Source organism: Jatrophihabitans sp. sgz311053, from assembly GCF_056135305.1.
In genome coordinates, this window is record NZ_JBWAXP010000001.1 from 249805 (window position 1) to 271665 (window position 21861).

Consider the following 21861-nt stretch of genomic DNA (forward strand, 5'->3'; position numbering starts at 1 on the left):
CGGACGCCGATCGTCTCGCCGTCTGCGGTGCACACAGTCTCGGGCCGCACGGAGAGCGCACCCATGGTCGATCGCACCAATGTTTGCGTCTCAGATCGGTTGATCGTCCAGGTGACGCGCCGGCGGGCCGGCGTCGGGCCAAGCTGCGGGCGTGCTGCCGCGCTGACAGGTAACGGGAGCTCGGGCTGCGGAGCTCGTTAGGCTCCGGCCGTGAGCGAGCCCCGTCCCCCGGCGCTGCGGGACGTGGCGGCGCGGGCGGGGGTGTCGGCGCAGACGGTGTCGCGGGTGCTCAACGGACACGCGCATGTCTCGGCCACGACCCGGCACGCGGTGGAGCGGGCGATCGCCGAGCTGGGCTACCGCCGCAACATGGCGGCGCGGGCGCTCAAGACGGGGCGGCCCTCGGTCATCGGGGTGCTGGCGCCGAGCTCGGCGATGCACGGACCCGCGGCCATGGTGGGTGGGCTCGTCCGGGCGGCCCGCGCAGCGTCGATGACCTGCACGGTCGACCACCCGATGGCACTGACGGAGGCCGCCATCGCGGAATCGGTCGGTCGCCTGGTCAGCCACGGCATCGCCGGCCTCTTCGTGGTCTTCCCCTACGACGCGGCGGCGGCGATCCTCGCTGCCGCCGTCCCACCGGGCATCCCGATGGTGGTCGTGGACGGCGAGATCGGCGTCGCCGCGCCGGTCGTGGGCGTGGATCAGCACGCCGGCGCGGTCCTGGCCGTCGAGCACTTGCTGGGCCTCGGCCACCGCTGCGTCTGGCACGTCGCCGGCCCGGAGGGCTGGCACGGCACGCGCAGCCGGGAGGCGGGCTGGCGGGAGGCGTTGCGGCGTGCCGGCATCGAGCCGTCGCCGCCGCTGCGCGGTGACTGGACGGCGCGCTCAGGCTACGAGGCGGGCCAGGTGCTGGCCACGAGCACTGACTGCACCGCCGTCTTCGTCGCCAACGACGCCATGGCGTTGGGGGTGATGGCGGCGCTGCGCGACGCCGGACGGCGGGTACCCGACGACCTGAGCGTCGTCGGATTCGACGACGTCGCCGAGTCGGAGTTCTTCGTTCCGCCACTCACCACCGTGCACCAAGACTTCGGCGCCGTCGGCCGGGCCGGCCTGGAACTGCTGTTACAGCGGCTCCGTGATCCCGCTGCTGACCCGGCGCCGACGACGCTGCTTCCTACCGCATTGGTACTGCGACGCAGCACCCAACCGCCCGGCTGACCGGGATCAGCGTCGCGGTCGGTCGGTCGCCCGGATGAGCCGGTGGACCGCGAGCGCGGCACCGAAGCCGTTGTCGATGCCGACCACGGTGACGCCGGCGGCACAGCCGGAGACCATGCCGAGCAGCGCGGTGATGCCCTCGAACGAGGAGCCGTAGCCGACCGAGGTCGGCACCGCCACCACCGGCACCTCGACGAGCCCGCCGACGACGCTGGCGACGGCGGCCTCCATACCGGCGACGACGATGACCACGTCCGCGGCCCGGATGTCGTCGACCCGGCGCAGCAGCCGGTGCAGCCCGGCCACCCCGACGTCGTCGATCCTCGTCACGCGGCAGCCGAGCACCTCGCAGACCGCGGCCGCCTCGCGCGCGACCGGGCCGTCCGCGGTCCCGGCACTCACCACCGCGACCCGCCTGCCGTTCGTGCCGCTTGCACGCCAGGACGAGAGCCGCGCGCCGGCATCGTGTTGTCCACCCGGCACGGCGGCGGCGATCTCCGCGGCGGGGGCCTCGTCCAGGCGGGTGACGAGGACCGGACCGGTGCTGCCGCCGAGCAACGTCCGGACGATGCCGATCACCTGCTCCGGCGTCTTGCCGGGCGCGTAGACCACCTCCGGCAGACCCTGCCGGGCCTCCCGGTCGAGGTCGACCACCGCGTACCCGAGATCGTGCTCGTCCTCGGTCATGTCGCCGTCCCTCGGAGGTGCTCGGCCACGGCCCGCCGGACACTGCGGGCCGTGTCGGTCATGGCCGCGAGGCGGCCGAAGCGCTCGACGAGCGAGACGACGGTGGCGGCCGGGACGTCGACCCCGTCGTCCCGGATGCCGCAGACCACGAGCACCGGCCGCCCCGCCGCGGCCGCGCGCGCGGCGACCTCGCCGACCACCTTCCCCTGCAGCGAGGTGCGATCCAGCCGGCCCTCGCCGGTGACGACGAGGTCGGCGCGGCCGAGCGCGGCGTCGAGCCCGACATGGTCGGCAACGATCCGCACGCCCGGTTCGAGACGGGCTCCCAGCACGGCGAGACCGCCGGCGAGGCCCCCGGCGGCGCCGGCACCGGCCAGCTCGTCGGGGTCCCGGCCGAAGCGGTCGATCAGCCGACGGCGGGTCTCGTGCAGGCGCTCGGTCAGCCGCGCCACCTGCTCGGGCTCGGCCCCCTTCTGCGGACCGAAGACAGTCGCAGCATCGGCATAGCGAGTGGTGACGTCGCAGGCCACGACGACCTCGGTCCGCGCCAGGAGGTCGAGGAGGTCCCGCTCGGCCAGCACCTCGATCGCGCCCAGGCCGCCGTCGGTCGTCGCCGAGCCGCCGACACCGACGACCACCCGCCGCGGCCGGGTCGCCAGGACGGCGGCGAGCAGCTCGCCGACACCGCGGGTGGAGGCGCGTTCGGGATCGTTGCCCGCGGCCCCGCCCACCAGTTCCAGGCCGTTGCTGCGCGCGCTCTCGACGACGGCGATGTCGCCGTCCAGCCGCCACGCGGCCGCCACCGGACGGCCCAGCGCGTCGGTCACCTCGGTGAGGCGGTTCGCGCCGCCGAAGACCTCGAGCAGTCCCTCGCCGCCGTCGGCCATCGGGACGGTCTCGACGGTGGCGCCGGCACGAGCGGCCGCGGCCGCGACGGCGGTGCCGAACTCGGCGGCGGTCAGCGTGCCCCGGAACTTGTCCGAGGCCGAGACCACCTGGGTCACCTCGCGGCCAAGGTGGCGCCTCGCAGGTACGGGATGGTCTGCGGTCCCTCGGGCAGGACGCAGACCGTCGCTGCTCGCCCCTCCTCGCGGGCGATGCGCTCGACCTCCGCGGCGACGGCGGCATCGGCGTCCGGAGCCGGCAGCACCCCGACGCGTTCCAGGTCGGCGGCGGCGAGGCCGTCGGCGTGGATAGCCACCCGCGCCGCGACGAGCACCCGGGCGAGGACCTGCACCTGCCACTGGTCGGGGACGGTCGTCTCGCGCGCCATGATCTGGTCCAGCAGCCCCTGCGCCGTCGGCGCCGCGACCAGCTCGTCCCGGAACGAGCCGTGGTCCGGCCAACCGTCACGGCACTCGGCCACGCCGAGGATGAGCCCGCCCGGCCGGACGACCGTCTCGGCCGCCGACAGTCCCTTCACCGCCTGGTAGAAGTTCTGGTCCAGCGGGAACCCGCTGTTGCTGGTGACGACGATGTCGAAGCGGTCCGGCACCGGGACCATCGCGGTGCGGCGGACGTGCTCGCGCGCCGCCTCGTGCATGGCCAGGACATCGCCGCCGAAGGCGGTGACGATGCGCTGCTCGGCGTCGAGGACGACGTCGAAGCCGTAGGTGACGCCGGTGGCGGCGGCGATGGCCCGGACGTCGTCGTGCACCGGGTTGCCCTCGCAGACGCCCCAGGTCGCCCGCGGGCTGCCGATGCGGGCCGCGTCGTGCAGCGTCAGCACCGTCTCCAAAGCGGCGAGGCCGGGCGAGACGAGCTTGGGTCCGCCGGAGAAGCCCGCGAAGAAGTGCGGCTCGACGAAGCCGGTGGTGATCTTGACGTCCGCCTCGACCCACCGCCGGTTCAGCCAGACCGGGACGCTGTCGCCGAAGTGGCCGAGCCACGCCAGCGAGTCCCGGTCCCGGGCGTCGTGGTTGACCACCTCGACGCGGGCGAGCAGATCGGCGCCGAGCATCGCCTCGAGCTCGGCGGGGGTGTTGCCCCGGTGGGTGCCGGTGGCGACCAGCAGCGTGACGTCGTCGTCGCCGACGATGCCGTCCAGCTCGGCGAGCAGGGCCAGCACCATGTCCCGCCGCGGCTGCGCCCGGGTGTAGTCGCAGATCGAGACGGCCACGCTCGATCCCGGCGGCACCCGGTCACGCAGCGGAGCCCCGCTCACCGGTTCGCGCAGCGCACGCGCCAGGACCGCCGGCGCGTCGGCCGCGGCGGCACCGTGCTGCGGCCGGACCACGGTGGCGTCGTCGGGGACGGCGACCTCCAGCCCGTCCGTGCCGTAGGCCATGGTCACCTGCATCTGCTCACCCCTCGGCGTCGACGGTGGCGCCGGCGTCCGCGACGGCGTCCCAGACAGCATCGTCCACCACGCTGCCGTAGCGCGCGGTCGCGGCGGCGACCTCGGCCGGGCTGCGCAGCCCCACCACCACCGCGGCGGTGGCGGCGTGGCGCAGCGGGAACCGGACCGCCAGCGCCGGCAGCGAGACGCCGTGGTCCGCCGCGGTCGCCGCGAGCCGCTCGGTGCGGGCCAGCACGTCCGCCGGGACCCGGCCGTAGTCGAAGTGAGCCGTCGGGTCGGGGCGGTCGGAGGCGAGCAGGCCGGAGTTGTACGGCGCGGCGGCCAGCACCGACACCCCGGAGTCGGCGCAGGCGGCGAGCAGTGGCTCGCCGGATCGGTCCAGCAGCGTCCACCGGCCGGCCAGCATCACCACATCGATGTCGGTCTCCCGCACGAAGCGCAATGGCGCCTGCCACTGGTTCATGCCGACACCGACCGCGCCGATCACGCCCTCGTCGCGCAGTCGCAGCAGGGCCGGGATCGCCTCGGTCATCGCCACCTCGACGTGCTCGTCGGGGTCGTGCACGAGCACGATGTCGAGGCGGTCCAGATCGAGGCGTTGCAGGCTCGCTTCCAGCGAGCGCCGCACGCCGTCGGCCGAGAAGTCCCAGACCCGGCGGAGGTCGTCCCGCACGGCGAAGCCACCGGCCGCCAGGTCGGAGCCGGTCGGCGTCGGGTTCGGCTCCAGCAGCCGGCCGACCTTGGTGGAGACGACGAACTCCCGGCGCGGCCGGGCAGCGAGGGCCAGCCCGAGCCGCCGCTCGGCCAGCCCGAGACCGTAGTGCGGGGCCGTGTCGTAGAACCGGACCCCGGCGGCCCAGGCGGCGTCGATCGTCGCCCGCGCGGCCTCGTCGTCGACGGCGGTGAAGAGGTTGCCGATGCCCGCCGAGCCGAAGCCCAGCTCGGTGACGGCGAGGCCGCCGCGGCCCAGCGGACGGGTCAGCACGGGACGCCCGGCCGCAACCCGTACCACCGCACCGCCGTCCCGCCGTTGATCTCGACCTGCTCAGCCGGCGAGGCGCCCGTGATGAGCTCCCGCGTCGTCGCCATGACCTCCGCGTAGGAGCTGCGCAGCAGCGAGACCGGCCAGTCCGAACCGATCATGGTCCGGGTGGCGCCGAAGCAGTCGAGCAGCTGATCGGCATACGGGCGCAGGTCGTCGACCGTCCACTCCGGGGCCGCCTCGGTAAGCATCCCCGAGAGTTTGACGGCGACATTCGGTTCGGCGGCGAGGACGGCGATGTCACCACGCCACGGGTCCAGCTCCGCCGTCGCGATCCGGGGCTTGCCGCCGTGGTCCAGCACGAAGCGGACCTCCGGCAGCAACCGGACGGTCTCGGTCGCCGCCGGCAGCTGGTCGGCGGTGACGAGCAGGTCGTAGACCAGGCCGGCCTCGCCGACGGCGCGGAGCCCCGCCTGGACGTCGTCCCGGAGCAGCCACCGCGGATCGGTCTCGCTCTGCACCAGGTGCCGGATGCCGACGAGCGCGTCGCCGCCGGGACCCTTCCGCAGCTCGACGAGCCGCTCGGACACGGCAGGCGAGGTGAGGTCCACCCAGCCGACGACACCGGCGATCTCGGGTGAGGCCGCGGCGATGGCGAGGAACTCCGGGGTCTCCGCCGCGACCGCGACGGTCTGCACCAGCACGGTCCGTGAGACGCCGGCCAACTGCAGGTGCGGCCGCAGGTCGTCCATCAGGTACGTGCGGTGCAGCACCGGTTCGGCATGGGTCCAGTCCGGGTCGCGTACCGACAGGTCCCAGAGATGGTGGTGGGCGTCGATCACCGGGGCGGTCTGCTCAGTCAGCGTGGAACACCTCTTCCATGGGTGCCCACCACTGTCCCTCGGCCGCGGTCGCGACCGGTTGCTGGCAGGGGTCGGTGAGGGCCCACCACCGCTGCGACTCGGGGTCCTCGGCGAGGCGGGCCTGATCGGCATCCCAGTCCGTGCCGGTGTACTCGAGGTAGGAGAAGAGCAGCCCGTCCCGCAGGAAGATCGAGAAGTTGCGGATGTGCGCGAGCCGCTGCGCCGCCAGGACGCCCGGCCACACCGTGGCGTGGAGCCGGCGGTACTCGGCCTCGTGCTCCGGCCACAGCCGGATCACCGAACCGAAGCGCTGCACCTGCGGCCCCGCCGTCGCGGTCACGAGCGGGGCCGTAGCCGGAGTGCGGACATGCCGCCGTCGACCGCGAGCTCGGTGCCGGTGGTGGAGCCCGCCGTCGGCGACGCCAGGTAGACGACCGCCGTCGCCACCTCGTTGGCCGAGACGAGCCGGCCGTGGGGCTGCCGGGCCGCCAACGCAGCCCGCTCGGCGGCTGGGTCGTCGGCCGAGTCGAGCAGCCGCTGCACCCACGGGGTGTCCGCGGTGCCGGGGTTGACGGCGTTGACGCGGATGCCCTCGGGCAGCAGGTCGGCGGCCATCGCGCGGGTGAGCGCGGAGACGGCCCCCTTGCTCGTCGCGTAGACCGCCCGCTGCGGCAGCCCGGCCGTCGCCGCGATGGACGACGTGTTCACGATTGCCGCGTCGCCACGCGCCGCGGCCTCCCGCAGAGCCGGCAACGCCGCCCGGGTGACCCGGACGATGCCGAGCACGTTGACGTCGAAGACGCGGTGCCACTCGTCGTCGGAGTTCGTCTCGACGGTGCCCTGGGCGCCGATGCCGGCGTTGTTCACCACGATCTCGAGGCCGCCGAGCTGCGCCACCGCGTCGGCCACCGCGGCGTCGACGGCGGCGGCGTCGCTGACGTCGGCCCGGACCGCGACGAAGGGCGAGGCGGGGTCGACGGGGTCGCGGTCCAGGACGGCCACCTTCGCGCCGGCGGCCTGCAGTGCGGTGGCCGTGGCGAGGCCGATGCCGCTCGCGCCGCCGGTCACCAGCGCGCGCCGACCGGCCAGCGGGCCGGTGTTCTCGTGACTCGTCATCTCAGGCCGCTCCGAAGGTCTGTCGCTGCCGGCCGAGGCCGTCGATCTCGAGCTCGACAACGTCGCCCGGCCGCAGGTACGGATGGTCGGGGAGTCCGAGGGCCACGCCCGCCGGTGTGCCGGTGTTGATCACGTCGCCGGGGTAGAGCGTCATGAACTGGCTCAGGTAGTGCACGACATGCGCCACCGGGAAGATCATGTTCGCCGTCGTGCTGTCCTGCCGGAGCACGCCGTTGACCCAGAGCTTCATGTCCAGGGCCTGCGGGTCCGGCACCTCGTCGGCCGTGACGAACCAGGGACCCATCGGGTTGAAGGTCGCGCAGTTCTTCCCCTTGTCCCACTGCCCACCGCGCTCGGCCTGGAAGTGACGCTCGGAGACGTCGTTACTCATGACGTAGCCGGCGACGCAGGCCAGCGCGGCCTGCTCGTCAGCCAGGTAGGCGGCCTGCTCACCGATGACGACGCCCAGCTCCACCTCCCAGTCGGTCTTCGCCGACCCTCGCGGCACGAGCACCTCGTCGTTGGCGCCGACCACGGTGTCCGGGGCCTTCATGAAGAGCACCGGTTCTGCGGGCGGCTCGGCGCCGGTCTCGGCCGCGTGGTCGCGGTAGTTGAGGCCGATGCAGACGATCTTGCCGATGCGGTGTAGCGGCGCGCCGAAACGCTCCCCCTCGATCACCGGCAGCTCGCCCACGGCGAGAGCAGCGCTCACGCGCTGCCGGGTGGCGGCCTCGGCGATGCGCTCGTCCGGCGCGAGCACCGACGACAGATCTCGCCAGGACGAGCCGTCCCACACCGCCGGCCGCTCGTGGCCGGCGGAGCCCAGACGTGCCAATCTCATCGTCTTCGTCCTTTCGCTGTGCTGTCGTGGCGCCGTCCGGCGCGATCGGGGAAAAGCCTCCCGGCAGGGCGCCGGGTGCGAACTGCGGTCAGCCCCGCGCGGCGGGGAGGCCGTCCGGGACGGGCACCGGCGGCGTCAGCCGTAGTCCTGCCCGCACCGGTCGGACGTGGGGTCCCGCCACCGTCGCCCACCCGGCCCCGGCCTCCGGCCGCGCGACCGCGTCCTCGTCGAGGGTGATGCCGTGTCCCGGCTGGTCGCCCAGGACGATGCAGCCGCCTTCGTAGTGCTGGTCGAGGAGCAGGCCGCGGGCCGTCCGGAGGTCCTGCAGCTCGGTGGTGAGATGGTTCGGCATGGCGGCCCCGACGTGGGCGAGGGCATTCCCCTCGTGCCCGACCGGGCTGAAGGGCAGATCGAAGGCGTGCGCCAGGGTCGCGACCCGCAGCGCGTGGGTGATCCCGTAGACGGTTCCGGGCTGGACGACGTCCACGGCCCCTGCCGTCATCAGCGCACGGACCTGCTCCAGGCCGGTGAGGTTCTCCCCCGTCGCTACGCCGGCCCGGATCGAACCGCGCAGCTCGTGCAGGCCGCGGCTGTCCCACCGGCGCAGCGGCTCCTCGACCCAGGTCAGGTCGACCTCCCGTTCGAGCCGGGCGATGTGACGCCGCGCCTGCGAGAAGTGCCACGACTCGTTGGCGTCGATCATCAGCGCGGGCTCCGGCGAGTTCCGCAGCAGCACGTCCCGCACCGCCAGCAGCCGCTTGACGTCGACCTCGGCGTCCAGGCCGCCCTTGAGCTTCGCCGCATCGAAACCGGATTCGGCGAACTCGCCGTAGACCGCCACGAGCTGCTCGGTCGAGAGCCCTGCGCAGAGGCCGGAAGCGTAGGCCGGCACCCGCGGGTCGACACCACCGAGCAGCCGCCACAGCGGCTCGCCGGCCAGCTTCGCCTTGAGATCCCACAGCGCGGTGTCGACGGCGCCGATGGTGGAGAAGACCGAGCCGTTGTGGCCGTTCTTGAAGACGGTGGCGAGCATGCGGTCGTAGCAGGCCGTCACGCCGCGCGGGTCGGCGCCGCGCACGCTCGGGAAGACGGTGTCGATGTCGTGGTGCGGACCCACGGCGTAACCCTGGTGCCCGGAGTCGGTCTCCAGCACCAGGACGTGGACCGCCGTCGAGGTGCCCTCGCTGAGCCCGTTGACGTCACCGACGACGCGGCCCCACTCGTGGGTCGTGACGAAGGACCGGTATCCCGTGATCCGCACGTCCGGAATCGATGTCGAGATCATTCCTTCACCCCGCCGGCGGTCATGCCCCGCACGAGGAAACGCTGCGAGAAGAGGAAGACGATCAGCACCGGCAGCACGGAGAGCACGGTGGCCATGGCCAGGACGGGGAGCTCGATGCTGTCCGCGCCCGCCGAGCTCGGATTGAACGACGGCGTCGAGGCGAGCAGCGAGGTGAGCCCGACCTGGACGGTGTAGTTGTCGCTGGAGGGGAGCATCACGAACGGCAGGAAGTAGTTGTTCCAGTTCTGCACGAAACTGAAGAAGCCGACCAGCGCGACGATCGGCTTGGCCAGCGGCAGCGCGATCGTGGTGAAGAGCCGCAGCTCGGAGCAGCCGTCCAGCCGCGCCGCCTCGAGGATGCTCACCGGAATGCTGGTGGAGAAGTAGATGTAGGCCAGGTACACGCCGAAGGGGTAGAACGCGAACGGCAGGATCACCGCCAGCGGCGTCCCGATCAGGCCGACGGAGTTCAGCTCCAGGAAGATCGGCAGCACCAAGGCCTGCGTGGGCAGCAGCATGACCACGAGCGTCGTCACCAGCAGCGGCCGGCGTAGCCGGAATTCCATGCACCCCAGCGCGTAGCCGGCGGGGATCGCGGTGACGAGGGTGAGGACGAGCGCGGCCACCGAGTAGTACGTCGAGTTGCCCAGCCACTGGACGAAGGCGCCGGACTGGAAGTCCACCAGCGTGGCGAAGTTGTCGCCGATGGCCGACAGGCTGCCGAAGGAGAAGGGGTTGCCGTCGGCGAGCTGGCGCTGCGTCTTGGTGATCGCCAGCGCGACCCAGACGAGCGGGACGCCGAAGAAGACGGCGAAGAGCGCCAGGAAGAGCCCGGTGAGGCTGCGACGCGTCCAGGCCGAGGCTCCGGACGAGCCGCGGGAGCGGCGGGTCGGGCGCCGCGGGACGGCCACCGGGGCCGGCGGGAGCGCGGGTTCGGTCACGGTCACGATCAGTCCTTCTCGAACAATCCGCCACGCAGGACGAAGACGGCCGACAGCGCGAGCGCGACGAGAAGCAGCAGGATCGAGATCGCTGCGGAGCCGTTGAAGTCGTTCTGCTGGAAGGCGTAGAGGTAGGCCAGCTGGTTCACCGAGTAGTCGTTGCCGACGATGCCGTTGCTCGCCTGCGAGAGCAGCTGCGGCTCGACGAACAGCTGCGTGCCGCCGGCCAGCGAGATGACGGCCATGTAGGTGATCCACTTGCGGATGAGCGGGATCTGGATGTGCCAGGCCATACCGAACGGGGTCGCCCCGTCGATGCGTGCGGCCTCCATGACCTCCGAGCTGATGTTGTTGAGCGCGCCGTACATGACGACGACCCAGCCACCGGCTCCGGTCCAGAAGGCGATGACGGCGAAGATGACGGGCAGGTGCGAGGGCTCGATGACCGCCGCGAAGCTGTCCCAGCCCAGGGCGTCGAGGATGGCTCCGGCCGGCCCGGCCGACGGGTCCAGCACGAAGAGCCAGAGCAGCACGCTGGATGCACCGGCGAGCGCGCCCGGCAGATAGAAGATCAACCGCGCCGAGGCATTGACCCAGCGCACCCGCACGGTGTGGACCACCACCGAGATCGCCACCACGATGACGATGAGCATCAACAGCCACAGCACCATGAAGAGGGCGACGTGCTGCAATGCAGGCATGAAGCGGAAGTCGTCGATGACCTTGCTGAAGTTGCTGAACCCCGCAAAGCCGCCCGCCCCGTCGGTGAACGCGAGCTTGACCGCGTAGAGCGCCGGCAGCAGGCCGAAGACCACGATCAGGGCGATGTAGCCCGAACTCAGGACGTAGGCGAAGGACGGGCGGCGTCGCCGCGACCGCGTGGTGGCGGTCGCGGCGACGACGTTGCCCGGCAGGGCTGCTCGGGTCACGAGCTGACCTTGTACCCGTTCACCTTGGCCTGGTTGACGATCGCGGTCTGCCAGTCGGGCAGCATGTCCACGAACTTCTTGCCGCTCGTGAGACCGGGGATGATCGTCTTGGCGAAGATCGCCTCCTGACTGAAGGCCGGCGAGCCCCAGCCCGACCAGATCTCGGTCGCGGCGGAGGTGATCGGCTGCAGGTCGGTGGCGTAGTAGCCGCTGGCCTTCTGCTTGGCGAGCCACTTGGTCGCGGCCGCGGTGTAGGCGGGGAAGCCGGGCGCGAGGTCGACCTGGTAGGCGTCGGCCGTGGTGACCCAGGTCGCGAACTTAACGGCCGCGGCCAGGTTCTTGGAGTGGCTGGAGAGGAACCACGTGCCGCCACCGACGTTGCCGGTCACGGGCGCGTCGCTGCCCCAGGCGAGCGGTGCCGCGACGCCGAGCTCGCCGGCGGGGACGTTCAGCGCCGACTTGCTGTTGAAGATCGCGCCGGAGTACCACGCCGGGCCCGGCATCATGAGGACCTTGCCGGTGTACTTCTGCAGGAACTGCGGCGTGAAGACGCTGAGCGTGGTCATCGTCTTGTTCGCGACCATCGCGTCGATCATGCTCGCGGCGCGCTTGCACTCGGTGCTGTCGGTCTTGATCGTCATGCTGCGGGCGCCGGTGACATCGTTGGCCTGGCACTTGCTGGCCCACATGTAGATCTCGGAGCCGAAGCCGTCACCGACGGCGCCCAGGATGTAGCCGGGGTGTTCCTTGGCGACGCGCTCACCGAGCGCCTGGTACTGCTCCCACGTCGTGGGGACCGTGTAGCCGAACTGCTTCATCAGCTTGGCGTCGTACCAGGTGACGTTCTGGGCGAGGTCGTTGCGCAGGCAGTAGACCGTTCCGCTGACGGTGCAGGGGTTGAGGGCGCCCTTGGCGAAGCCGGCGAGGGTGTTGTTCGGGACGAGGCCCTTGTTGAGCGGCGCGGCGAAGGCCTGCGTGCCGTTCGTGCCCTGGCTGGCCCACGCAGCGTCATTGTTCTGGCTGGAGAAGACGACATCCGGCCAGCCGTTGCCGGCGCGGTCGAAGAGACTCATCTTGGTCTTGAAGGAGTTGGAGCCGTTGGCCGAGCCGTCGTAGGTGACGACCTTGATCTTGGTGTCGGGGTTGGCCTTCTCGAAGGCCGTGGCGGCCGCCGCCCGAGTCTGGTCGACCCACACCGTGATGGTGGACTTGCTGTCCTGCTTGGCCTGCGAGAAGCCGTCCTTCTTGGTGCCCGAATCCGAGCTCGAGCTGCCGCACGCGGCGAGCGCGGTCGCCGCCAGCACGCCGCCGGCGATCACCGCCACCATCTTGCTCGTCGATCTCTTCTGAGAGGTCATCGTCTTCCTTAGTCGAGGCCTGCGGCGCTCCGCCGTGCGCCGAAACATACTACGTCTGATGTAAGACGCAAGCTTTTGTTTCGGTTCCGTAACCTCGGTCCGAGCGTGCCCGGTGTGGTTCGATACATATGACGTGTCGAAGCGCGGCACACCCCCGCCCCACGTCGACGCGCATGGCACAGGAGAGTGACGTGACCACTTCGACCGGACCGAGGAGCCTGCCGACGACCCGGTCGGCCGCACCCGGGCGTCGAGCCAGCCTCGCCGTCGTCGTCGTCGACTCGCTGCTGGACCAGATCGTCTCCGGGGCTCTGGCCGAGGGCACCGTGCTGCCGACCGAGACCGAGCTCTGCGACAGCTTCAACGTCTCACGGACCGTCGTGCGCGAGGCCATGAAGGTCCTGCAGGACAAGGGCCTGGTCCGGGTCCGCCAGGGTCACGGCACATCGGTGGCCGAACCGGATGCGTGGCGCCTCACCGACGCCGCCGTCCTCGGCGCGGCGGTCCGCGGCGATCCCGGCCTCGACCTGCTGGACGAGCTCGTCCGGATCCGGGAGCTGCTGGAGTGCTCGATGGCCGAGGCCGCCGCGGTACACATCTCACCGGAGCAGCTGGCGGAGATGGCGGAGCTGCTCGACGACATGGACCGGGCGCTCTCGCAGCCGAACGACTTCGCCGTCGCCGACATCGGCTTCCACGACGTCATCATGGTGGCGTCCCGCAACCGGCTCTCGCGGGCGATCGTCCGGACCGTCACCGAGGAGGCTCGCACCTCCAGCCGGTACATGGGCCGGACCGGCAAGGCCCACCGGGAGCATTCCAATGCCCAGCACCGCGCCATCTACGAGGCGATCGCGGCCGGCGACGGGGCGGCGGCCGCCGCGGCGATGTCCAGCCACATCACCTGGTCGTGGCAGGAGCGGCGTCCGCGGCGCGCCCGCGCCGGTGAGCGCTGACCGGGACCGCGCAGGACGGGGCACGGGTCATGGCTGATCCCGGCACGACGCCGACCGCAGGGTGGCTGGATCTCACCGCCGGCGCCAGCGGCGACATGCTGCTCGGTGCACTGGTCGATCTCGGGGTCCCCCTCGCCGTCGTCGCCGACGCCGTGGCGACCGTCTGCGGCGACGCGGTGACGCTCACGCCCGAGCCGACCCGGCGTCACGGCCTCGGCGGGACGCTCGTCCGGGTGACGACCCCGGTTCGCAGCACGCCCCGGACCTGGCGCGACGTCCGCGCCCTGCTGCAGCAGGCGCCGCTGGCCCCCGCGGTCGGCTCGGCCGCGCTCGCCGTCTTCGCGCTGCTGGCCCGCGCCGAGGCGGCCGTGCACCGGATCGAGCCGGACGAGGTCCACTTCCACGAGGTGGGGGCATGGGACGCCCTCGCCGATGTCGTCGGCGTGGTGGCGGGGATCGATCATCTCGGTGTCACGCGCTGGACGGCGAGCACGGTGTCGGTCGGAGCGGGCAGTGTGCGGGGTGAGCACGGGGTCATCCCGATCCCGGCACCCGCCGTCCTGGAACTGCTCCGCGACGTCCCCGTGGTCGCCGGCCCCGTCCCGCACGAGAGCTGCACCCCGACGGGCGCCGCGCTGTTACGGCACCTGGTGGACGACTGGGGACCGATGCCGGCGCTCCGGGTGAGCGGCATCGGCCACGGCGCCGGCGGCCGGGACCCGGCCGAGCACCCCAACCTGCTGCGGATGATCGTCGGTGAGCCGGCAGACGGACAGCGGGACGAGATCACGACCTCGCAGCTCGTCGTCGAAACCAACGTCGACGACCTCGATCCGCGCGCCTGGCCGCATGTCCTGGCCGCCCTGCTGCGCGCGGGCGCGGCCGATGCCTGGCTGACCCCGATCCTCATGAAGAAGGGTCGGCCGGCGCAGATGCTCTCGGTCCTCTGCGCCGACCGCGACCTGGCGACGATCCGGGAGGTCGTCTTCCGGCAGACCTCGACCATCGGGCTCCGGGTCGGCCGCGTCGACCGGCACGCGCTGCCCCGGACCACCACCTCGGTGGAGGTCTACGGGCAGGTCGTGGGGGTGAAGCTGGCCGGCCGGGGTGACGACATCGTCAACGTCAGCGTCGAGCACGACGACGTGAGCCGTGCCGCCGACGCCACCGGCCGGCCGTTCCGGGACGTGCTGGCCGCGGCGCAGGCGGCGGCTCACACGGCGGCTCACACGGCGGCTCACACGGCGGCTCACACGGCGGCTCACACGGCGGCTCACACGGCGGCGGAAGGGGCGCCGAAGCCATGACCGACACCGTCGCCGGCAACGACGACCCAGCGGTGGCCCACGCCGCCCTCGCGGCCTGGGCCGCTGCCGCCGCCCCGCTCGCCGTCGCCGTCAGCGGCGGCGTGGACAGCCTCACCCTCGCCACCGTGATCGCCCGGTCACGGGTCGCGGTGACCGCCTTCCACGCCACCTCGGCCGCGGTCCCGTCGGATGCCCGGCAGCGGGTCCGGGCCTGGGCCGAGCAGACCGGGATCGCCCTGGAGATCGTCGACGCCGGCGAACTCGCGGACCCGCGCTACGTCGCCAACCCGGTCGACCGCTGCCGCTTCTGCAAGGCGGACCTCTACGCCACAATCGCCGCTCGCACCGAGGCGCAGATCGTCTCGGGGACGAACACCGACGACCTCGGCGAGTGGCGGCCCGGCCTGCAGTCGGCCGCCGCCGCGAACGTCCGCCATCCCTTCGTCGAGTGCGGGGTGGACAAGGCGACGATCCGCAAGCTGGCCACGCGACTCGGCCTCGGCGCGGTGGCCGACCTCCCCGCCTCGCCCTGTCTCGCCAGCCGGGTCGAGACGGGGCTCCCGGTCCGGGCCCCGGAGCTGCTGGCGATCGACAGCGTCGAGAAGGCCGTCGCCGCCCTGGTCGGGCCGGGCGACATCCGCTGCCGGATCCGTCGCGACGGCATCGTCGTCGAGCTCGACGCCGGCAGCGCGTCCCGCCTCGGCGCGGAGCAGCGCCGCACCGTGATCGATCTGGTCCGTCGGCACTTCGGCGCGGCGGCCCCGATCTCGTTCGCCGACTACGCCCGGGGCAGCGCCTTCGTCGGGCTCCCCACCCGCGGTGACCGGGAGGCGTCGGGCGCCGGACGATAATCGGCGGGATGCCGGTTCCTGTCTCACCCCAGAAGGGCGGTCCGATGCCCGACCTCGACACCACCTCGTTGCGCGCCCGCTTCGCGCACCGGTTGTCCGAGCTCTACGGCCGAGAGGTCCCGGCCTACACGACGCTGGTCGAGGTCTCCCGCGAGGTGAACGACCGGGTGCTGGAACGCGACCCGACGCGGGCGGAGCGGCTCGGCTCCATCGCCCGCGTCACCGCCGAACGGCACGGGGCTATCCGGGTCGGCACCCCCCGCGAGCTCGCTCAGGTGGCTCGGATCTTCGCGGCCCTCGGCATGTTCCCGACCGGCTTCTACGACCTGCGCGACGCCGCACCGCGACCGGTGCCGGTCGTCTCGACGGCCTTCCGCCCGCTGGCGCGCGACGAGCTGGCCCGCAACCCGTTCCGGGTCTTCACCTCGATGCTCGTCCCGCAGGACCGCCGCTTCTTCGACGCCGACCTCGAGGCCCGGCTGGTGCGCTTCCTCGACGAGCGCGAGCTCTTCCCGGACGAGCTGCTCACCCTCGCCGACCGGGCCGAGCGCGACGGCGGGCTCGCAGGCGAGGCGGCCGAGCGTTTCCTCGACCTCGCCGCCGCGAGCTTCGCCCTCTCACCGGAGCCGGTCGACCGCGCCTGGTACCGGGAGCTGGAGTGCGTCTCGAGCGTCGCCGCGGACATCGGCGGCGTGGCCAGCACCCACATCAACCACCTGACCCCGCGCGTGCTGGACATCGACGACCTCTATGCCAGCATGCAGGCTCGCGGCGTCGAGATGATCGACGCCATCCAGGGACCACCCCGCTGGGAAGGTCCGGACGTCCTGCTGCGCCAGACGTCGTTCCGGGCGCTCTCGGAGCCGCGGACCTTCCGCGAGCCCGACGGCTCGCTCGCTGCCGGGGCGCTGCGGGTGCGCTTCGGCGAGGTGGAGGCACGCGGCGTCGCCCTGACCAACCGGGGCCGGGACCGGTACGAGCAGCTCACCGCCGCGGTCGACGAGCGCCTGCGCGCCGAGCCCGGGGCGCTGCGGACCGAGGTCGCGCCGGCGGTCTGGCGCGACGGCTTCCCCATTTCCGATGCCGCCCTGGCCCGCACCGACCTCGCCTTCCACACCTACGCCCCGGCCAGGCGCGTTGCTGACGGAACCGCGCCGCCGCGACAGCTCTCGGCCCTGCTGGAGGGCGGCTGGCTGGACCCCAGCCCGATCGTCTACGAGGACTTCCTGCCCCGCTCCGCCGCCGGCATCTTCGCCTCCAACCTCACCGGCGGCGGCGAGGCCGACGCCGGCCGGGGTGCTGCACCCCGCGACGCCGCGTGGCTCGCCGAGGCCATCGGGCGTCCCGTCGCCGTCCCGGAGGAGCTGTACGCCCGGGAGCGGGCGGCCTCGCTGTCGGCGTCCGCTACCGCACTGGGGCTGGATCCGGGGTCAGTCGTCGACGACCTCGCCGAGGAGCCGGCGCGGCGCTGACCGTCAGTCCCAGTCAGTGGGGCATCGCGAGCGGCTAGCGCCCTGGCCGCTCCTGCTGCTCCTCGACGAGCCGCTTGGCGTTGAGCTCGGCCTGGACGCGCCGCAGCTCCTCGTCCTCGGCAAGCTCACCGACCAGCGGCGCGACCTCCTGCTCGTCCAGGAGCTCCTCTGCCACCTGCTCGACCAGCTCGCTCTCGTCAGGCGCAGCCGAGTCCGACGCTGCCGACCCGGCCGAGTTGGAGGCCGCCGAACCGGACGGTGCGGAGGCGGCCGCCGTCGATCTCGCGGAACCAGAGCGAGCCGACGTCGACTCAGCAGACTTCGACTCAGCCAACTTCGCTCCAGAAGACTTCGGTTTGGCGGACCTCGTCCCTGCGGGCGTCGTGGCGCCTCGCCGCGGCCGGGAACCGGGCTCGCGGACCGGCGAGGAGACCTCGGGCCCGCCGTCGGCCGAGACCCGCCGGGCGACCGCGTCCAGGGCGGCGATGCCGCGCTGCACCGTCGAGCGGATCGCCGGCGCGGCGCCGGCGCGAGCCGCCAGCTGGTCAGCGGCCAGCAGCGGGGCGCGCAGCAGCGCGACCTCGATGGCGACGGCGCGACGGACCAACGACTTCGGGCGAGGGGCGGAACGAGTGCTCATGGCCGTCGAGGTACCCCGGCTGCAGCGCAGGCATGCGGCGCAGCCCCGCCGCAGGACGCATTCCCACGCCCGTGTTAATTCGGTGTTTACTTTGAATCGTGACGGGAGGCAGAATGACGCCCGGCGGGGGGCGCCGCACCCGAGGAGTCCACGTGAACCACCCGCTCATCGCTCGATCGCAGTCGACCCGCCGGCTCGCCCTCGCCGCACTGGCCGTCGTCGCCACGACTTCGGCCATGGCTCCCGCCGCCGCTGCCCCCGCCCATGCCGGCGGTCACGGTCACTCCGGCAGCCACGGCAGCCACGCCCACTCCGGTCGTCCCACCGCCCGTCCCTTCACCGCTCGCGGCATCGTCGTCGGCAAGGATGCGCGTTCACTGACCATGCTGGCCGCCGACGTCCGCTCCGGGCGCACGGTGAGCCGCGGGGTGCAGGTCACCGTGGCCGTCCCCACCGGGCGGAAGGGGAGCGCGAAGAAGCTGGCGCGCAGCCTCGCCGCAGCCCGACCGGGGGATCGCGTCGTCGTCAACGGCACCCAGTCCGGCACAGCCGTCACGGCCCGGCAGTTCGCCACCGCGCCCGCCGCGTTCCATCTGTACCTCGGCACCGTCACGGGCCTGTCCGGCAGCCGCTTCACGGTCACGAAGAACGCCGTGCCGAGCGACGATCCGCAGGAAGTCCCGCGCGGCACCCTCACCGTCGAGGCCGGCTCTGCCGCCGTCAACACCGACGGGGCAGCGTCGGACCTCTCGACTCTCGCCGTGGGCACCTCCGTCGCTGTCCTCGGCTCCGAGTGGCGCGACACCGTCCTCGCCACCGCGATCTGGGACTTCACCGCCACCCCCACCGTGGTGGCGGGGCGGGTCGCCTCGGTGTCGGGCAGCACGGTCACGCTCGCCGACGAGGACGGCAACGACGCGTCCGACTCCGGCGACGACCCCGTGACCGCTCCGACGACGGTCGATCTCGGCTCTGCGGCGCTCGTGGTGGACGGCGTGAGCGGCGCCGCGCCGGCCACGCTCACCGCCGGTAGTCGCCTGGTCGTCCTGCAGTCGGCCGACGGGACGTCGCTGCTGGCCGTGGCCTTCACCCACAGCTGCACCAGCCGGCATCACGGCGACGGCGGCGCCGGGGCAGCCGGCGACGACGAGCACGACGGCGACTGAGCCTTCGCTCCCGCCGCGGCGCCTCAGTCGGCCGCGGCGGGAGGGCTGACGATGTCGGCCGCGGTCCCAGAGATGAGCTCGGCGAGACTCTCCAACTGCCGGACCAGTTCGAGCCGGGTCTCGTCGTCGAAGGCCTCGCCGATGCGGTGCGTCAGCTGCGTCTGACCGTCGGCGAGCGCCTCGGCACCCCGATCGGTGAGCAGCACATGGACGCTCCGACGGTCGTCCGGATTGGGCATCCGCTGCACGAAGCCGACGCGTTCGAGGCGGTCCAGCATGGCGGTCATCGAGCCGGTGGTGACGTTCAACAAGGCCGCGAGGTCGCGGGGGCGGACGCCGCCGCCGGCCGCGACGAGATGCGACATGACGACCGAGTCGTTGCCGGCCAGCCCCCAGCGGTGGGAGAAGTCGCCGCGCCATCGCTCGAGCGCGAGGCTGACCTGCCGCAGGGAGGCCACCACGTCTTGGGCCGAGGCGGTCACACGGGCCATGGACACCTCCGCCAGAAAGCCAAGACCGTCATGATATCCGAGTAGCTTGAGTATCAAGCTAATCCGGGGTTACAGTGACCGGGTCAGGTCGTGCGGCCGCGTCTTCCCCCGGGACCCGGCCGCACGACCGACACGAAGCCTCCGCAGACGCCCACCGCGTCAGACGCGCCGGGCCAGATCGTCCGAGACGGCCAGCAGCCGCTGTTCCAGGTACGGCGCCAGGCTGAGCGTGTACGTGCTCGTCAGATGGTGGTTGTCCAGGTACACCACCACGTTGCCGACGGCTCCGGAGCAGGCGGTCGCGGAGCAGAGGCGGTCGGTGAGGTCCACGACCGGGACCGTCCCGTCGAGCTGCGCGGCCGCCACCGTCACCGGCGACACCGACGAGAAAGCCCGTTCGCGCTCCACCGAGCATCTCGCCGGGCTGCCGTCGCGCCCGGCCAGGCAGTCGCCGAGATTCGCATGCGGCTCCGGCGTCTCGTGGATGGCGACGACCGCTATGCCGGCCGCCTCCAGCCGCTTCCAGTAGCTCGCCATCCCGTTGCCGATCGCGGTCAGGCTCGCCGCGTCGGCCGAGGTGCTGGGCAGCACGGCGTTGTACGACCGGTCGCTGGTGATCACCACGTCGGGCTTGATCTTGTCCGTCAGCTGGGTCAGGACGTCGCCGTTCCAGTCGGCGCAGGAGCTGTAGGCCGTCTTCTCGCCCACCGTCGTGACCTCGGTCGCCGTGAAAGGACAGCCACTCTTCGTCGCGACGACGATCCGCCAGTGCCGCTGCTTGCCGATGGCGTCCAGCGCGTCGGACCACTGCGCGGCGTGCGAGTCACCCACCAGCGCAACGGTCAGCTCCGGTTCGCTGCTGTCGCCCAGCACGCAGGAACGCACCACCGAGTCGGTCTTGGTCGCCTCGCAGCTCGCATCGAAGCCGGCCGGCGCGTCCTTCGCCAGCGACGCGAGCGAGGGGATGAGCGACGCGGTCCCGAGCTCGGTGACGGAGCTCGTCAGGGCGGCAGCGCCGGGATGCTCGTCGTCGAGCTCTCCGGTGTTCGGGCTCTGCCCGCCCAGCCAGATGCTCACCAGCAGCACCGGGACCAGCGCCGCCGTGACGACGGTCAGCGAGCGGAACGGGTTCGCGACGACGAAGCGCGCCCGGCGGATCGGGTTCTCGACGAAGCGCGTCGTCGCCCACGCCAGCAGGACCGAGCCGGCCGCGAGAGCCACCCCGTCCGGGATGCCCGGCGCGTGCCCGTACCACGCCTGCCACAGCACGATGGCCGGCCAGTGCCAGAGGTAGAGCGCGTACGAGATGCCACCGAGGAAGACCAGCGGCCGCGCGGACGCCAACCGCCCCGGACCACCGCGCGCCTCGGCACCGCCAGCCACCAGGACCAGCGCCGCCCCGAGGACGGGCAGCAGCGCGAGACCACCGGGGAAGGCGTTGGTCCCGGAGAGCAACAGCGCCGACCCGGCGATCAGGGCGAGACCCAGCCACGCCAGCGGCCCGATGCGGCCGAGCCGGCGTGCCACACCGACCGGGACCATGGCGAGCAGGCCGCCCAGCCCGAGTTCCCACACCCGGGTCGGCGTCACGAAGTACGCCGCCGCCGGGTCGGCCGCCGTCTCGTGGACGGAGAACCACAGCGACGCCAGCACCACCGCGGCAGCCGAGACGGCCACGATCCGTCGCAGCAGTACCGGGGCGACTGCCCGACGCCGACGCGCCAGCGCCGTCACTGCCCAGGCCAGCACGAAGAGCAGCGGCCAGCCGAGGTAGAACTGCTCCTCCACCGACAGCGACCAGAAGTGCTGCACCGGGGTCGGCGCCCCGTCGGCGCTGAGGTAGTCCACCGAGTCATGGGCCAGCAGCCAGTTCTGGACGTAGAACGCGCTCGCGCGGATCTGCGCCGCGGTCGCCGCGAGCTGGGTGGCCGGGAGCAGCAGCAGCGAGGCGAGCCAGGTCACGGCGAGGACCAGTGCGGCCGCCGGCAGCAGCCGTCGAGCCCGCCGCGCCCAGAAGTCCAGCAGCCGCACCCGCTCGCCGCGGGCCACGCTCTGCATCAGGTGGCCGGTGATGAGGAAGCCGGAGATGACGAAGAAGACATCGACGCCGACGAAGCCGCCGGGCAGGAGCCCCGGCCACAGGTGATAGACCACCACCAACGACACCGCCACCGCCCGCAGTCCCTGGATGTCGGCGCGGTACCCGGACCGCGGCGGAGCGGTCGGCCGGCCTGACGGGGTCGCGACGGCGCTGTCGGTCATCACTCCAGGCGTACGGGGCGTTCCTGGCCGAAGTATGGGAATTCGCTGGCCATCGGCTGAGCCGGGCCGTCGCAGCACCCGCAGCTTCCGGGGTCCGCAACATCGTCCTCGGCGTCGAATCCGCCCGAGCCGTTTCATACCGCGGGCACGAAAAGGAACCGGTTTCCCTCACCCGGCACGCAACAGTCTTT

Annotated in this window: 21 protein-coding genes; 6 read left to right on the plus strand and 15 right to left on the minus strand. The window is 72.5% G+C overall.

The window, feature by feature from the left end; translation table 11 throughout:
* Window positions 1-210: 210 nt before the first annotated feature.
* Window positions 211-1224 carry a LacI family DNA-binding transcriptional regulator gene (locus AC0NZQ_RS00925; RefSeq protein WP_474527733.1) on the plus strand — a complete coding sequence of 338 codons (1014 nt, stop codon included), beginning with the start codon at window positions 211-213 and terminating at the stop codon, window positions 1222-1224.
* A 6-nt stretch (window positions 1225-1230) separates the two neighbouring features.
* Here the strand turns inward: AC0NZQ_RS00925 and larB are convergent, their stop codons facing one another.
* The 12 genes from larB to AC0NZQ_RS00985 all read right to left on the minus strand — a co-directional run bounded on the left by larB (window position 1231) and on the right by AC0NZQ_RS00985 (window position 12525).
* Window positions 1231-1911 carry a nickel pincer cofactor biosynthesis protein LarB gene (larB, locus tag AC0NZQ_RS00930; protein WP_474527734.1) on the minus strand — a complete coding sequence of 227 codons (681 nt, stop codon included), beginning with the start codon at window positions 1909-1911 and terminating at the stop codon, window positions 1231-1233.
* Complete coding sequence (locus AC0NZQ_RS00935) at window positions 1908-2906, minus strand: glycerate kinase (RefSeq protein WP_474527735.1); 999 nt, start codon at window positions 2904-2906, stop codon at window positions 1908-1910. Before AC0NZQ_RS00935 ends, larB begins: the two co-directional genes overlap by 4 nt.
* 5 nt (window positions 2907-2911) lie before the next feature.
* On the minus strand, window positions 2912-4210 hold the full coding sequence (gene larA / locus AC0NZQ_RS00940; protein WP_474527736.1) for a nickel-dependent lactate racemase: 1299 nt from the start codon (window positions 4208-4210) through the stop codon (window positions 2912-2914).
* A 4-nt stretch (window positions 4211-4214) separates the two neighbouring features.
* Window positions 4215-5195: an aldo/keto reductase gene (locus AC0NZQ_RS00945; RefSeq protein ID WP_474527737.1), complete on the minus strand. Its 981-nt coding sequence runs from the start codon at window positions 5193-5195 to the stop codon at window positions 4215-4217.
* A complete protein-coding gene (locus AC0NZQ_RS00950; protein ID WP_474527738.1) occupies window positions 5189-6034 on the minus strand; it encodes an amidohydrolase family protein in 846 nt (281 codons plus the stop codon). Before AC0NZQ_RS00950 ends, AC0NZQ_RS00945 begins: the two co-directional genes overlap by 7 nt.
* 13 nt (window positions 6035-6047) lie before the next feature.
* Complete coding sequence (locus AC0NZQ_RS00955; protein ID WP_474527739.1) at window positions 6048-6395, minus strand: L-rhamnose mutarotase; 348 nt, start codon at window positions 6393-6395, stop codon at window positions 6048-6050.
* Window positions 6392-7171, minus strand: a complete 780-nt coding sequence (locus AC0NZQ_RS00960; protein ID WP_474527740.1) for an SDR family NAD(P)-dependent oxidoreductase — start codon at window positions 7169-7171, stop codon at window positions 6392-6394. The genes AC0NZQ_RS00955 and AC0NZQ_RS00960 overlap by 4 nt, the downstream gene beginning before the upstream one ends.
* A 1-nt stretch (window position 7172) precedes the next feature.
* Window positions 7173-8012, minus strand: coding sequence for a fumarylacetoacetate hydrolase family protein (locus tag AC0NZQ_RS00965; RefSeq protein WP_474527741.1), 840 nt, complete (start codon window positions 8010-8012; stop codon window positions 7173-7175).
* Window positions 8013-8100: 88 nt separating this feature from the next.
* A complete protein-coding gene (locus AC0NZQ_RS00970) occupies window positions 8101-9273 on the minus strand; it encodes a mandelate racemase/muconate lactonizing enzyme family protein (protein WP_474527742.1) in 1173 nt (390 codons plus the stop codon).
* Between the two features lie 20 nt (window positions 9274-9293).
* Complete coding sequence (locus tag AC0NZQ_RS00975) at window positions 9294-10208, minus strand: carbohydrate ABC transporter permease (protein WP_474529381.1); 915 nt, start codon at window positions 10206-10208, stop codon at window positions 9294-9296.
* Between the two features lie 38 nt (window positions 10209-10246).
* Entirely contained in the window at window positions 10247-11167 is a 921-nt protein-coding gene (locus tag AC0NZQ_RS00980) for a carbohydrate ABC transporter permease (RefSeq protein ID WP_474527743.1), read from the minus strand.
* Window positions 11164-12525, minus strand: coding sequence for an ABC transporter substrate-binding protein (locus AC0NZQ_RS00985; protein WP_474527744.1), 1362 nt, complete (start codon window positions 12523-12525; stop codon window positions 11164-11166). Before AC0NZQ_RS00985 ends, AC0NZQ_RS00980 begins: the two co-directional genes overlap by 4 nt.
* Window positions 12526-12716: 191 nt before the next feature.
* On the opposite strand from AC0NZQ_RS00985, the gene AC0NZQ_RS00990 reads away from it, so the two are divergent.
* The 4 genes from AC0NZQ_RS00990 to hglS are packed head-to-tail and all read left to right on the plus strand — an operon-like array spanning window position 12717 to window position 17111.
* On the plus strand, window positions 12717-13481 hold the full coding sequence (locus tag AC0NZQ_RS00990; protein WP_474527746.1) for a FadR/GntR family transcriptional regulator: 765 nt from the start codon (window positions 12717-12719) through the stop codon (window positions 13479-13481).
* Between the two features lie 29 nt (window positions 13482-13510).
* Complete coding sequence (gene larC / locus AC0NZQ_RS00995) at window positions 13511-14788, plus strand: nickel pincer cofactor biosynthesis protein LarC (protein ID WP_474527747.1); 1278 nt, start codon at window positions 13511-13513, stop codon at window positions 14786-14788.
* A complete protein-coding gene (larE, locus tag AC0NZQ_RS01000; RefSeq protein WP_474527748.1) occupies window positions 14785-15639 on the plus strand; it encodes an ATP-dependent sacrificial sulfur transferase LarE in 855 nt (284 codons plus the stop codon). The genes larC and larE overlap by 4 nt, the downstream gene beginning before the upstream one ends.
* Window positions 15640-15683: 44 nt before the next feature.
* The gene (gene hglS, locus AC0NZQ_RS01005; protein ID WP_474527749.1) at window positions 15684-17111 is read left to right on the plus strand and encodes a 2-oxoadipate dioxygenase/decarboxylase; all 1428 of its coding nucleotides are present in this window, start codon (window positions 15684-15686) and stop codon (window positions 17109-17111) included.
* A 34-nt stretch (window positions 17112-17145) separates the two neighbouring features.
* On the opposite strand, the gene AC0NZQ_RS01010 is transcribed toward hglS, so the two are convergent.
* Window positions 17146-17751 (minus strand): hypothetical protein, encoded by a 606-nt coding sequence (locus tag AC0NZQ_RS01010; protein WP_474527750.1) that lies wholly within the window; start codon window positions 17749-17751, stop codon window positions 17146-17148.
* A 152-nt stretch (window positions 17752-17903) separates the two neighbouring features.
* Here AC0NZQ_RS01010 and AC0NZQ_RS01015 point away from each other — a divergent pair, with 152 nt between their 5' ends.
* Window positions 17904-18917, plus strand: coding sequence for a hypothetical protein (locus AC0NZQ_RS01015; RefSeq protein ID WP_474527751.1), 1014 nt, complete (start codon window positions 17904-17906; stop codon window positions 18915-18917).
* Between the two features lie 23 nt (window positions 18918-18940).
* Here AC0NZQ_RS01015 and AC0NZQ_RS01020 read toward each other — a convergent pair whose 3' ends face one another.
* Complete coding sequence (locus AC0NZQ_RS01020; RefSeq protein ID WP_474527753.1) at window positions 18941-19408, minus strand: MarR family winged helix-turn-helix transcriptional regulator; 468 nt, start codon at window positions 19406-19408, stop codon at window positions 18941-18943.
* 159 nt (window positions 19409-19567) lie between these two features.
* Complete coding sequence (locus AC0NZQ_RS01025; RefSeq protein ID WP_474527754.1) at window positions 19568-21670, minus strand: acyltransferase family protein; 2103 nt, start codon at window positions 21668-21670, stop codon at window positions 19568-19570.
* Window positions 21671-21861 lie beyond the last annotated feature (191 nt).

Excerpts from the sequence above, each read along its gene's own strand:
- larB (WP_474527734.1), bottom strand. The coding sequence starts at position 1,911 with ATGACCGAGGACGAGCACGATCTCGGGTACGCGGTGGTCGACCTCGAC.
- larA (WP_474527736.1), bottom strand. The coding sequence starts at position 4,210 with ATGCAGGTGACCATGGCCTACGGCACGGACGGGCTGGAGGTCGCCGTC.
- AC0NZQ_RS00960 (WP_474527740.1), bottom strand. The coding sequence starts at position 7,171 with ATGACGAGTCACGAGAACACCGGCCCGCTGGCCGGTCGGCGCGCGCTG.
- AC0NZQ_RS00965 (WP_474527741.1), bottom strand. The coding sequence starts at position 8,012 with ATGAGATTGGCACGTCTGGGCTCCGCCGGCCACGAGCGGCCGGCGGTG.
- AC0NZQ_RS00985 (WP_474527744.1), bottom strand. The coding sequence starts at position 12,525 with ATGACCTCTCAGAAGAGATCGACGAGCAAGATGGTGGCGGTGATCGCC.
- larC (WP_474527747.1), top strand. The coding sequence starts at position 13,511 with ATGGCTGATCCCGGCACGACGCCGACCGCAGGGTGGCTGGATCTCACC.
- larE (WP_474527748.1), top strand. The coding sequence starts at position 14,785 with ATGACCGACACCGTCGCCGGCAACGACGACCCAGCGGTGGCCCACGCC.
- hglS (WP_474527749.1), top strand. The coding sequence starts at position 15,684 with ATGCCCGACCTCGACACCACCTCGTTGCGCGCCCGCTTCGCGCACCGG.
- AC0NZQ_RS01010 (WP_474527750.1), bottom strand. The coding sequence starts at position 17,751 with ATGAGCACTCGTTCCGCCCCTCGCCCGAAGTCGTTGGTCCGTCGCGCC.
- AC0NZQ_RS01020 (WP_474527753.1), bottom strand. The coding sequence starts at position 19,408 with ATGGCCCGTGTGACCGCCTCGGCCCAAGACGTGGTGGCCTCCCTGCGG.
- AC0NZQ_RS01025 (WP_474527754.1), bottom strand. The coding sequence starts at position 21,670 with ATGACCGACAGCGCCGTCGCGACCCCGTCAGGCCGGCCGACCGCTCCG.